The sequence below is a fragment of the Paenibacillus silvestris genome (genome assembly GCF_009882985.1).
GTDB lineage: Bacteria > Bacillota > Bacilli > Paenibacillales > NBRC-103111 > Paenibacillus_E > Paenibacillus_E silvestris.
On record NZ_WTUZ01000035.1, the window covers coordinates 50163 to 63042 of the forward strand.

Genomic DNA, 12880 nt, shown 5'->3' on the forward strand with positions numbered 1-12880 from the left:
ATTCCCCCGTTACTCCGAAAATATATGTATGATTATACAGTCATATACATAATAATTCAATGAATTTTTTTCGCCAATTTTCTCCGTGCACATGCGTTTAGATCCGATATGAATCAAGGGTTTTTCAGCATTTTTGGCAAAAATCTTGCCATGCGTTTCAAGCAGCCCTTCTGATGAAAAAAATTCATAATATGCATAGACATTTGGTTCAGCTAACGAACAGTTATATTATCCCAAAATAAACGCTCGACAAGCAACATTTTTTTGTGGTGTGTTGTGATTCTTTTCAGGCTGCCAAGCTGCCTCTCACATCAAAAAAGACGTGCCTAAGCACGTCCTTCTTTTGCTAAGTCCAGCCACGCTTCTAAGCATGCCGCTTAAATCCCTCGCCCAGCACCTCATTGGTTTCGCTCAGAATGACAAAAGCCTGCGGGTCCACCGATTGGACCAACGTCTTCAATCGACTGACCTCGTTCTGTTTCACGACGACCATCATCACCGTCCGCGACTCGCCAGTAAATCCGCCGGATCCGTTAAGCTCGGTTAATCCCCGATCCAAATCAAACAAAATAGCCTTGCGAATGGCCTCCGAATGGTCTGAAATGATGAACGCTACTTTCGCATAATTGAAGCCGATCTGCACGATATCGATCGTTTTCGTGGTCACGAACAAGCCAATCATCCCATACAAAGCGTTCTCCGGTGTGAACACCAGCGCAGAGGAGATGATCACCAGGCCGTCAAACACCGCAACAGAGAAGCCCAAACTTAATCCTGTGTACTTATGTAAAATTTGCGCAGCTAATCCAAGCCCGCCTGTTGAGCCGCGGCCACGAAAAACAATGCCTAGCCCCAATCCAACGCCTATTCCGCCATAAACGGCAGCGAGCAAAGGATTGTGAGTCGGCACGCCTATATGGCTGGTCACCAGTACGCATAACGGAAATATAACCGAACCCACAGCCGCCTTCACACCGAAATGCCCTCCCAGCAGCCATAACGCTAAGAGGAAAATCGGAATGTTGAGCGCCCATTGCGTGATCGCTGGATTTAAGCCTGAAACCTGCTGAATCACCGTCGAAATCCCCGAAACCCCACCGGTCGCAATCTTGTTCGGATTCAAAAAGGAATTAAAACTAGCTGCCATAATTAGTGAGCCTATAACTAGCAAAGCATATTCAAATACGGTATGTGAAGGACTTCCTATCCGTATCAGCGGTTCTCTTCTGGCCACGAAAGGCCTCCTCTCACAAAAAATCCTACACCTGTTAGGTGTAGGATGATCGTCAATTGCTTCTGTTATGCGTTATGCCTCTAGCATCCATTACTCCGCGTTGTCTGGCTTGCGAATCTGATGACGCAGGTAAGCATCGATGAACATATCGAGATCCCCGTCCATAACGGCGCCAACATTCCCTGTTTCTGCCGATGTCCTGTGATCCTTCACCATGCTGTATGGATGGAAGACATAAGAACGAATTTGGCTTCCCCAGCCAATTTCGGACTGCTCGCCGCGAATCTCAGCTAGATGCTTCATTTGCGCTTCGATCTTCTTCTCGTACAACTTGGAGCGTAGCATTTTCATCGCTTTCTCGCGGTTCTTGATCTGCGAACGCTCCTGTTGACAGCTCACCACGACCCCAGTCGGCATGTGCGTAATCCGCACGGCCGAATCCGTGGTGTTAATGTGCTGACCGCCGGCGCCGCTCGCCCGATACGTATCGACTTTGAGATCCTCTGTGCGGATCTCCACTTCCGTATCATCTTCGATCTCCGGCATGATGTCGCAAGACACGAAAGATGTGTGGCGTCTGCCTGATGCGTCAAACGGCGAAATCCGCACGAGTCGGTGCACGCCCTTCTCCGCCTTCAAGTAGCCGTAGGCGTTGAAGCCCGTGATCTGCAGCGTGACACTCTTCACGCCGGCTTCGTCGCCGGGCAAATAGTCGAGCACCTCGACTTTGTAGCCCTGCTTCTCTGCCCAGCGGCGATACATGCGCAGCAGCATCTCCGCCCAGTCCTGCGACTCCGTGCCGCCCGCGCCTGGATGCAGCTCTAGAATTGCATTCAACCGGTCATACGGCTGATTCAGTAACAGGCCAAGCTCGAAACTTTCGAGTTTGGTCTTTAAGGCCGCGATGCCTTTCTCAATGTCCTTCGCCAAGTCAGCATCGCTTTCCTCTTCCTCGAGTTCGACCATGACCTGCAGGTCATCAAACTCGTTCGAGAAGCCTTGAAACTGATCCACCACGCTCTTGATCACGTTGAGCTCGGAGATGGTCTTCTGGGCGCGTTCGTTATCGTCCCAGAAGTCCGGTGCCCCCATCTTCTCCTCGAAATCGCCGATTGCTTCCAGCTTATGATCTAAGTCAAAGAGACCCCCGTAATTCGGTTAGTCGCTTTGCTGTCTCTCTTAAATCCTGTTTCACTTCTGGTTCCAGCATGTCTTACACCTCTTTATTCTCTTGTGCCCCTACTCACCGGATCAAGCCAAGCTCCGCTTAGCTTCTCTTAGCTGCCTTGTCCGTGGCACTGTTTGAACTTTTTACCGCTGCCACATGGGCATGGGTCGTTACGTCCGATACGTTGCTCTTCGTCGCGCACGACCGGCTTCTTGCCGACAGCTTCATTCTTCGTATCAACCGCTTGCCCTTCGGCTACGGCTTGACGCTCCAGGTTGCTTTGAACATGAGCTTTCATGATGTACATCGCAACTTCTTCGCGAATGTTCTCAATCATCTCTTGGAACATCTCGAAGCCTTCGAACTGGTACTCACGAAGCGGATCTGTACCGCCGTATGCGCGTAGGTGGATACCTTGGCGCAGTTGATCCATCGCATCAATGTGGTCCATCCATTTGCTATCTACAGCACGAAGCGCAACAACCTTCTCGAATTCACGCATGAATTCAGGTCCGATCTCTTCTTCACGCTCGTCATAGCGTTTGCTGACAAGATCTTTGATAAGCTCGATGATCTCTTCTTGCTCTTTACCCCAAATCGTTTGGTCGCTAATGTGTGCATCTTCCTGTAGGAAGTTGTTGTTCACGAAATTCGCGACCTCTTGAAGCTCCCACTCTTCCGGGATTTGCTCTTCCGGACAGTGTGCTTTCACGACACGCTCGATCACTGCGTTTATCATACCCTCGATGACTTCGCGGATATTTTCGGATTCCAGCAGCTCGCGGCGCTGTTTATAAATAATTTCACGTTGTTGGTTCATTACATCATCATACTGAAGGACCACTTTACGAACGTCGAAGTTGTTGCCCTCCACACGTTTCTGTGCCGATTCAACGGCACGCGAGATCAATTTGCTCTCGATCGGCTGATCTTCTTCCATCCCAAGACGGTCCATCATCGCCATAATATTTTCAGCGCCGAATCGTTTCATCAATTCATCTTCTAGGGAAAGGTAGAATTGCGATGAACCAGGGTCACCTTGACGGCCTGCACGACCACGCAGCTGGTTATCAATTCGTCTGCTTTCATGACGCTCCGTACCTATAATATGCAGTCCACCGTTATCATGTACGCCGTCGCCAAGCATAATGTCCGTACCGCGTCCCGCCATATTCGTAGCAATCGTTACAGCGCCAGGTTGCCCCGCACGTGATACAATTTCAGCTTCTTCCGCATGGTACTTCGCATTGAGAACCTTATGTTGAATGCCTTTCTTCTTGAGCATCTCGGAAAGAATTTCGGAGTTCTCAATCGAGACTGTACCGACAAGAACTGGTTGATTGATTTTGTGTTTCTCCACAATTTGCTCAACTACAGCCCTAAACTTCCCATTTTCCGATTTATATACCACGTCCGGCATATCTTTACGAATCATAGGACGGTTGGTCGGAACAATGACAACCTCAAGCCCGTAAATTTTCTTAAGTTCTTCTTCTTCTGTCTTGGCCGTACCTGTCATACCCGCAAGTTTGCGATACATACGGAAATAGTTCTGGAACGTAATTGTCGCCAATGTCATGCTTTCATTCTGAACTTGCAGCTGCTCTTTGGCCTCAATAGCTTGGTGCAGCCCATCACTATAGCGACGGCCTGTCATAATACGGCCCGTAAATTCATCGACAATCATAACTTCGTCTTCTTGCACGACGTAGTCCACATCACGTTTCATGATGAAACGCGCTTTAAGCCCTTGGGTTACGTGGTGATTAATATTCACATTCTGATGATCAAATAAGTTCTCAATGCCGAATGCGCGCTCTGCTTTCGCAACCCCTTCTTCCGTAAGAGCCACGGAACGCACTTTAATATCAATCGTGTAATCCTCATCTATTTTCAAGTTGGAAACAAAACGGTCCGCTGAATAATACATGTCTGTTGATTTGGCAGCTTGTCCCGAAATAATAAGAGGTGTTCTAGCTTCATCGACTAGGATGGAGTCAACTTCATCGATAACCGCATAATAAAGTGGACGCTGAACCATCTGCTCTTTGTAGAGCACCATGTTATCGCGCAGGTAATCGAAACCATATTCGTTATTCGTACCATACGTAATATCACAGGCATAAGCTGCTTGCTTTTCCTCATGAGAAAGTTCATGCAGATTTACCCCGACCGACAGGCCAAGGAACTCATAGATCTGACCCATTTCGCCGCTATCACGTTGTGCCAAATAGTCATTGACGGTTACCACGTGCACGCCTTTGCCCAACAATGCATTTAAATAAACAGGAAGTGTTCCAACTAACGTTTTCCCTTCCCCTGTTCTCATCTCGGCGATACGACCTTCGTGCAGCACCATACCCCCGATAAGTTGAACGTCGTAATGACGTTTACCCAATACACGTCTAGCTGCTTCTCTGACTACTGCAAAAGCCTCAGGAAGCAAATCATCTAGCTCCTCGCCCTTCTCCAAGCGTTCACGGAACTCAACAGTCTTCGCTCTTAACTGTCCTTCGGATAACGGCGTAATAGTCGCCTCAAGCTCGTTGATATAATCAACGGTCTTTAACATCCGTTTAACTTCCCGTTCATTGGAATCACCAAAAATCTTCTTCACTAGTCCTAGCATCGGTGAACCCCTTTCTATTGCATTCGTATCCTCAAATTGTACCACCTTTGACCGCTCTGTCGCAACAAACCCTGTATCTACATCCATATAAACTGTCCATAACCGATAAAAGTTTCACGTTTTAACTTATTTCTATAGTATTGAATCGTTGTCCGAAATGCATGCATCCAAATTAACGGATCTACATAGCTTATCAATAGAAAAGAGCCTAATTCGACAGAATCGAATCAAGCTCTTGTGTATATTTATTTTATTTGTAAATAGCAGGCTCGATTAATCCGTACTTGCCGTCGTTACGTTTGTAGACTACATTAACAGAATCTGTGTCCATATTGGAGAAAACAAAGAAGCTGTGACCAACCAAATTCATTTGCAAAATCGCTTCCTCAACGTCCATCGGCTTCAAATCGAAGCGTTTGTTGCGGACCAATTCAAAGTCTTCTTCCTCTTCCACAAAAGTGACAGGTGATGTTTCCATTTTGAACAAATCACGCTTGCCGCCTTCTTCGCGAATTTTGCGGTTGGTTCTTGTTTTATGCTTGCGGATTTGGCGCTCTAACTTGTCCACAACCAAATCAATCGAAGCATACATGTCCGAATTGCGTTCCTCTGCTCTTAGCAGCACGCCTGTTAGGGGAATGGCCACCTCGATGGCTTGCAAATCTTTAACCACACTTAGCTTTACTTGTACATCGGATGTAAGGGGAGCTTCAAAGTACCTATCTAGTCTGTTTAATTTTTTCTCGACATAGTCCCTGAGGGCCTCAGTTACTTCAAGGTGTTCTCCGCGAATGCTAATGATCATAGTTAAACATCTCCCTTCCTACTTACAGTATACTACATTCCACCCCATCTTCATAATTCCTTTAAATTCCGAGCATAATATGTATACGCAAAAAAACACCCCGGGATGACTCCCAAGGTGTGCATGTTCGTAGGTGTATATACTAGCGGCACAATTCATGCCGAATGATTATAGTCTGCTAACGTTAGCTGCTTGCGGACCACGTGCGCCTTCTACGATGTCAAACTCAACTGCTTGACCTTCGTCCAGCGTTTTGAATCCTTCGGATTGAATAGCTGAGAAATGCACGAATACGTCTCCACCATCTTCACGCTCGATGAAACCATAGCCTTTTTCTGCGTTGAACCATTTCACTTTACCTTGCATAACGCACACATTCCCTTCGTTTTGGAAAATGAAAAATCATAAGCAAATGAATAATGTAAGCCCTTACTTTTTGACTATAACACCCTCTTGCTTGACCTGTCAATTTGAAACTTACCTATCAAGTAAATTTTTTGAAAATTCGGGTATATACAAGTCGTGGATAACTGCAGATTTTGTAGAATCCTGTCGTGTCCAGTGTTTTTACGATTTATTCACAAAGTTATCCACAAATCTATGCACATTATCCACAGTCTTCTGTGTGTGATTTATGGATAAGTTGGGCTCGTTGTGTGTGGTTTGTACACAATGAGGTCTTTCATCCATTTGCTTGTCCACAATTCTGATGTGAAAGCGGTAGGAAAGCGTTAATAAGTCAAAAACCTTCTGCCGCGGCAAAAGGTTCTTCTTTACTTTATTTTTAAGTTCTACGATAGTAACCTAGCACTTTCTCAACTGCATTTACTACATCCTGAATATCCGAATCTAACATCGCGGGAAACAACGGAAGTGAAATAATCCCTTGATATAGGGTCTCCGCCACATCTGCAATCCCTTTCTCGTATCCAAGATTTTTATAATAAGGGTGATAATGAACTGGGAGATAGTGAACATTCACGCCAATATTCTCTTTACGCAATGCATCAAACACTTCTTTTCTTCCCACTTTAAGTTCGTCAAGTTTAAGTTGAATGATATAGAGATGCCAACTCGATTCCCGATCAGACTTTTGGAAAGGAGTAATAAGTGTAGCATTCATAGCAAAAGCCTCGTTGTATTGCTGAGCAATTGCTTTCCTTCTTGCTACAAAACCGTCTAATTTACTTAATTGCGAGCTCCCTAATGCAGCCTGGATATCCGTTATTCGATAATTGAATCCCAATTCATGCATCTCATAGTACCAGTCGCCTTCATTCTTATGTTCAAGTAAATCTTTGTCCCTTGTAATCCCATGGCTTCGGAATAAAAGAAGTTTCTCATAATACTCAAGAGAATTCGTTGTAATTATCCCCCCTTCGCCAGTAGTAACATGTTTCACTGGATGAAAGCTAAACATCGTCATATCCGCGATAGAGCCAACTTTACGCCCTTTATAATCTGCGCCAAGGGAATGTGCTGCATCTTCAATGACAACCAAATTCCGATCTCGGGCAAGCTCCATAATCTCATCCATATCCGCAGGCTGGCCCGTAAAATCAACAGGTATGATAGCTTTTGTTTTTGGAGTTAATAAGGATTTAATCTTAAATTTATCAATATTATAAGTATCTGACTCAATATCAGCAAAAACCACGGTCCCACCACAATATCTCACGCAGTTTGCGCTTGCTGCAAAGGTCATTGGTGTTGTTATAACCTCATCGCCTTCGCCAATGCCTGCAGCAAAGCAAGCCCCATGGAGAGCGGCTGTACCATTGGAGAAAGAAACAGCATATTTAGCTCCCACATACTGCGCAACCGAATTCTCAAATTCTTTAATTCTTGGTCCTTGCGTTAGAAAAGGGGATTTTAGTGTTTGAATTACACTCTCAATGTCTGTATCGTCAATCCACTGCCGGCCATATGGCAGAAGCTCACTTCTAGTTGGTTGGCCTCCAAGAATAGCTAACTGGTCGTTTGATGTTTGTACCAAGCAGATCATCTCCAATATTTATGAAATAAGCTGAAGTGCAGTTTGTAACCACACTCCAGCTCTCTTTACCCTACAAAGTAGTCTTGATCCATTCTTCTGTTAATTTCAATCCTTCTGCTAACGTAGTTTTCGGCTCCCAACCAAGCAATTGCTTGGCTTTAGCAGAATTACAGAGAAGCTTCTGAATTTCACTTTGTGGATGAATGTGCTCTACATGCTTAATTCGACTTTCATCGCCGACGATTTGCTTAGCTAAATCATTTACCGAAATATCGTAGCCAAGACCAGCATTTACGATATGTCCATCAACTGTATTCGAATATCCTGCTTCTACAACAAACCTCGCGCAATCGTCTACATATAATAAATCCCGAGTTTGTGTTCCCTCACCATAGATATTTAGATTTTCACCCATCAGTTTTTTCTTAATGAAAATGGCAACTACTCCACCCTCACCGCCAAACTTTTGATAAGGACCATATGTATTAAATGGACGAACCACAACCGCAGGTAGATCATAGGCATAGAAATAGGACAATACCATATTTTCTGCTGCAATTTTAGCACCTGCATAAGGTGAAGCCGGTTTAATCGGATGCGTTTCCGAAATTCCGCTTTCATCTAGACAACGATCATAAACCATACAAGTGCTCATGAAAACAATCTTCACTTTATGTTTGCGGCATTGTTCTAGTACAAAAAAAGTTCCTAACGTATCATTATTAAAAGTTGTCCGCGGATCATCTATGCTATCCTGAACATTAATGCTCGCTCCAAGATGATAACAAACATCAAATTTATGTTCAAATAATTGACTAAGTGTTTCTTCACTCTTAATATCGCCATGTACGAATTGTTGAAAACCAGGATGAGAGGTGAACTCAGCAATGTTGGACTCTTCTCCATTCGATAAATCATCCAAGACCCAAACACGTTGACCGTCATCTAATAACCTTTTTACAACCCATCTGCCAATAAAGCCGGCACCGCCAGTTACCAAAACGTTCATCTTTATTTCGTCCTCTCTAGTAAAAAACTCATTATGTAAAAGAGTATTTCTTTTCGATTATAAAATCATATCCAGAGTGACTGCCGTACCCCTTGCAATATCCTTATTTACCTTCTTACCCAAAAGTAAATCTAAATATTTGGGCGGAAGCCCTAATCCGGGTCGAATAACTCGCAAGTTATCTGACGTAAATACCTCTCCAGCTTGAATATCTTTCACCACATATAAGGAACGACGGAACTTCAAGGAGTTCTTCTCTTTCTCGCCAACACCATACGAAATAACGCCTAGACCCTGCCAAGCACGCTCTGTTTCTAGCAGCAAACTAGACATTTCTGCTGGCTCTAGGGAGAAAGCACTGTCTACTCCTCCGTCTGCCCGGCTTAGTGTGAAGTGCTTCTCAATCACTGTCGCACCCAATGCAACACTTGCTACAGCTACACCAACTCCTAACGTATGGTCAGATAAGCCAACTTGAACGTTAAATAGCTGTTGTAGATGCGGAATTGTTCTTATATTAGAATTTTCAGGCGATGCTGGATAGGAACTAGTACATTTTAACAAAACTAAATCTTTGCATCCTGCCTCACGAACAGTTTTCACCAACTCATCCAGCTCAGCAACACTGGCCATACCCGTTGAAGCAATAATCGGTTTGCCTGTAGAAGCTACTTTTCGAAGAAGTGGTAGATCTGTATTCTCAAACGAGGCTATTTTATAGCACGCTACTTCTAATGACTCGAGGAAATCAACAGCGGTCTCATCAAACGGTGTGCTAAATCCAATCATACCTAACTCTGTGCAGCGCTCGAAAATGGCTTTATGCCATTCCCACGGGGTATGGGCTTGTTGGTATAGCGTGTAGAGAGACTGTCCTTTCCATAAACTCTCGGCATCGTTTATAAAAAAATCAGGTTGATCTGATTCAATTGTCATTGTATCTGCTGTATACGTTTGAATTTTCAAGGCATGGGCACCGGCCTTTGCAGCCGCCTCGACAATTTCAAGTGCACGTTCTAACGACTGATTGTGGTTGCCCGACATTTCTGCAATGATGAATGGCTGGTGATTGTGACCAATTTTTCGGTCTCCAATTTTAATTTCAGGAATTTGCACGATAACGCACCCCGCTGTTTGTGATAAATGTCGTTCCTCTTAAAAGTATGAAATCCAAAGCTGTTCCTTTAATGCGGGCCATTGATCTGAAAAATTGGCAAAGAGCACAATATTTTCGTACTTATTATTTTTCCAAATATGACGTTGTAAATTACCTTCCTGAATAAACCCTAATTTCTTATGAAATCGAATGCTGGCTTCATTAAACGAAATTACTTCAGCACACAATTTACGAATATGTAAATGTTCAAACGCCTCAACTAGCCCAAGAAACCCCAAAGCCGTGCCGCTTCCGCGTGGCGCTTCGGTATCTCCTACATAGAATCCCCATTTACATGTATGGTGAGTGCGATTAATCTCCGTAAAGTTTACAACACCAATAGGTCTTTCAAGGCGCTCAACAATATAACATTGAATGGATTCTTTGTTTTGAATACTCGAAAACCACGAGCAATGATTCTCCCAGCTAATCAGTGCCTCTGAATACATATTTTTACGAATACGTTCTGAATTTCGCCACTCTAATACGAATGGAAGATCATCTTCCCTCATAGGACGAATATGATATGAGTCAAATGGATGCATGGCTATTCCTCGCAATCGGCTATTAACTTGTAACTTCTCCAGCTAAAATGATCTCAGCTATGCGATTCGAGCCCGCTGCCTTTAAATTACCCATAATTTGTGTGCTCATGCGACTCATACTTACTAAAAGCCCAGGCATTTGCAACAGATGCTGAAGTCCCTCCGCTATCGATTGCGGGCTAACATCCCGGTAGAAACCCAAATGATGAATAGCTCCTGTCTTAGCAACAGCATCCGTTACCTCGACTTGATTCTCGGCTGTTGTTACAGTTAATGCTGGTAAACCAACGGAGCACCTCTCCCAAGTACTAGTCCCACCTGCTCCAATGGCCAGATCTGCTTCTACCATCAGGTCGGAGATATTACTGATCTGACAATAAAAGTGCACATTTGTGATGTGGGAACATAACTCACAAATTCGATCTCTGTTCGGATTTGTGCTTCCTACCACGACATCGACAATAAGCTCAGTACGGTTCAGCAGTTTGATGGCTTCTAATGCTTTTTCTGTTTCGTTGGTCGGATCACTACCTCCGAAAAAAACAAACACTCTTTGGACATCCCCATCCCTTACTCGAGGAGTCTTCTGCGCTTCTATAAATTCTTCGCGTAATAAAGCATATCTAGGTCCGAGCAATTGAGTGCATTTCTCAGGAACCAGATCCAGATATCGTGTATGCATATTATCATACAAATTCTGATCAAGTAATAGATCACAATCGTGCATGCGATTGGCCAAATCATCAATTGCCATCATTCGAGGTATGAACGGTCGAATTCGGCTTTCCCAACGCCAGTCTATCGCATAGTGATCAACAATTATAAGATCAAACTCTGTGTCAGCCGATCTTATTACTCGAATAGTCTCAGCACTGTCAATTTCCCAGCTTGTACCTAACCATTGATCATAATTTACTCCTACGATCAGATTAGAAGAAGGAGGTAGTCGATGCACAATAAAGCTTTGATTCTGAATGAGATCACATAGATTACCAGTTAGCTCGCGACAAATGAATTCTACGGACACACCATATTGCCGTAGCCTACTTGCTAAGGTCAAGCATCTCATTACGTGCCCCGTTCCTATTTGAACGGATGAGTCAACCCTAATTGCCACTTGCACAAAACCAAATCCTCTCCTACATGACAGAAAGAAAAAAACCCGCCATTCAGGGGGCCTATATTTTTTTATCTACTATTATACCAAGATTTTCTCTAAAAGCAGCAACCGCATCCATGACCTTCTTGGAAGGGATCTCTTTCACTATTTCATTAGAGCTATCATCAACAATTTGAACGTAATATTCGTTAAGCTTATCATGTAAAACAAACTTCAAGTGAGAGTTTTTTAAATCTAACCACTTGTTTAAACCCTCTACTTCCTTAGTAACTTCATCTTTGCTATAGACACGCTCTTGTTGCTTGTCTACTGCAATTTTATGTTCCTTTGGTTCAACTACTTTCTTTTCACCAGTTGTAGTTGTAACTTTTTCCCGTAAAGCGGAATTTTCATTAACCGCCTGAATCTCCATGATATCCCCTCTTCTGCCGATTCACCGAGAGCATTCATCTTTTTTTATCAAGGAATGCTCCATACGGCATTTGTTTTAAATAAGAATCGTATTTATTAGAATTTGTTTGGGCTTGGGAGTGGAGATTCTTAGCTGCTTTAACTTTCAAATCCAACTCTTGCATCGTGTTCTGGACAATAGTTCGTAATTCTAGTTCAATTGTTTGCCATGCGTTGTATATGTGCGTAAACTGTTTGACTTCTGCAGTACGTTGAAGATGCTGCTCAAGTTGCTCCAACAGCTCATCTCGGCTTGCAAATAAATGATCCACTTCATTAAAATCCTCAGGCAGTGGAGGTGTTTTAAATATCCTCAGAAGATCTTCTGACTTATTGATTAATTGTTGGAACAAATTCTCTATTAGTTCCATAACTTGTACGTCCTAACCTCTTTGACTTCTAGCTAATGTTATTGCTTGTTTCCATGTATCACGAAACTCCATAAGAAACCCTTCAACCTCATCCAAAATTGCCACGTCTTTCGAAATGTTAGCTTCGATGAGTCTTCTTTTCAGGTATTCATACAGCGCTAATAATTGTGCGGCAATAGGGTATTTTCTATCTAGAGTAATAATTAATTCATCGATAATATCCTGTACACGCGTTATAAATTGGTGAGCTTTATTCATATTTTTATCTGAGATTGCTTGTTTAGACTTCTTCAAAAAAGTAATCGCTCCACCATAAAGCATAAGAGTAAGTTCTTCGGGCGAGGACGTATCGACTTGGTTTTGTTTGTAACTGTTAGCTGCTGGTTGAATCATCGTG

General features: G+C 43.6%; 13 protein-coding genes. All 13 read right to left on the reverse strand.

Annotation, left to right across the window (positions count from 1 at the left end; all coding sequences use genetic code 11):
* Positions 1 to 364: 364 nt before the first annotated feature.
* On the reverse strand, positions 365 to 1234 hold the full coding sequence (locus GQF01_RS27120) for a YitT family protein (protein WP_328803547.1): 870 nt from the start codon (positions 1232 to 1234) through the stop codon (positions 365 to 367).
* Positions 1235 to 1324: 90 nt separating this feature from the next.
* Positions 1325 to 2444, reverse strand: a protein-coding gene (prfB, locus tag GQF01_RS27125; protein ID WP_161410080.1) for a peptide chain release factor 2 whose coding sequence is annotated in 2 segments (ribosomal slippage) — positions 1325 to 2371 and positions 2373 to 2444 — 1119 coding nt in all. Because the reading frame shifts where the segments join, the coding sequence is not laid out codon by codon here.
* Positions 2445 to 2511: 67 nt separating this feature from the next.
* On the reverse strand, positions 2512 to 5031 hold the full coding sequence (gene secA / locus GQF01_RS27130; RefSeq protein WP_161410109.1) for a preprotein translocase subunit SecA: 2520 nt from the start codon (positions 5029 to 5031) through the stop codon (positions 2512 to 2514).
* A 250-nt stretch (positions 5032 to 5281) separates the two neighbouring features.
* Positions 5282 to 5836 carry a ribosome hibernation-promoting factor, HPF/YfiA family gene (gene hpf, locus GQF01_RS27135; RefSeq protein WP_161410081.1) on the reverse strand — a complete coding sequence of 185 codons (555 nt, stop codon included), beginning with the start codon at positions 5834 to 5836 and terminating at the stop codon, positions 5282 to 5284.
* Between the two features lie 168 nt (positions 5837 to 6004).
* A complete protein-coding gene (locus tag GQF01_RS27140) occupies positions 6005 to 6202 on the reverse strand; it encodes a cold shock domain-containing protein (protein ID WP_028556842.1) in 198 nt (65 codons plus the stop codon).
* Positions 6203 to 6620: 418 nt separating this feature from the next.
* Positions 6621 to 7832 carry a UDP-4-amino-4,6-dideoxy-N-acetyl-beta-L-altrosamine transaminase gene (pseC, locus tag GQF01_RS27145; RefSeq protein ID WP_235960539.1) on the reverse strand — a complete coding sequence of 404 codons (1212 nt, stop codon included), beginning with the start codon at positions 7830 to 7832 and terminating at the stop codon, positions 6621 to 6623.
* A gap of 70 nt (positions 7833 to 7902) precedes the next feature.
* Positions 7903 to 8841 carry a dTDP-glucose 4,6-dehydratase gene (locus GQF01_RS27150; RefSeq protein ID WP_161410083.1) on the reverse strand — a complete coding sequence of 313 codons (939 nt, stop codon included), beginning with the start codon at positions 8839 to 8841 and terminating at the stop codon, positions 7903 to 7905.
* 57 nt (positions 8842 to 8898) lie between these two features.
* Entirely contained in the window at positions 8899 to 9951 is a 1053-nt protein-coding gene (gene pseI / locus GQF01_RS27155; protein WP_161410110.1) for a pseudaminic acid synthase, read from the reverse strand.
* A 45-nt stretch (positions 9952 to 9996) separates the two neighbouring features.
* Complete coding sequence (gene pseH / locus GQF01_RS27160; RefSeq protein ID WP_202556738.1) at positions 9997 to 10542, reverse strand: UDP-4-amino-4,6-dideoxy-N-acetyl-beta-L-altrosamine N-acetyltransferase; 546 nt, start codon at positions 10540 to 10542, stop codon at positions 9997 to 9999.
* Positions 10543 to 10564: 22 nt separating this feature from the next.
* Complete coding sequence (pseG, locus tag GQF01_RS27165) at positions 10565 to 11665, reverse strand: UDP-2,4-diacetamido-2,4,6-trideoxy-beta-L-altropyranose hydrolase (RefSeq protein ID WP_161410085.1); 1101 nt, start codon at positions 11663 to 11665, stop codon at positions 10565 to 10567.
* Between the two features lie 55 nt (positions 11666 to 11720).
* Positions 11721 to 12074, reverse strand: a complete 354-nt coding sequence (locus GQF01_RS27170; RefSeq protein ID WP_161410086.1) for a flagellar protein FlaG — start codon at positions 12072 to 12074, stop codon at positions 11721 to 11723.
* A 34-nt stretch (positions 12075 to 12108) separates the two neighbouring features.
* Positions 12109 to 12483 carry a hypothetical protein gene (locus GQF01_RS27175; RefSeq protein ID WP_161410087.1) on the reverse strand — a complete coding sequence of 125 codons (375 nt, stop codon included), beginning with the start codon at positions 12481 to 12483 and terminating at the stop codon, positions 12109 to 12111.
* A gap of 12 nt (positions 12484 to 12495) precedes the next feature.
* Complete coding sequence (fliS, locus tag GQF01_RS27180; protein WP_161410088.1) at positions 12496 to 12876, reverse strand: flagellar export chaperone FliS; 381 nt, start codon at positions 12874 to 12876, stop codon at positions 12496 to 12498.
* Positions 12877 to 12880 lie beyond the last annotated feature (4 nt).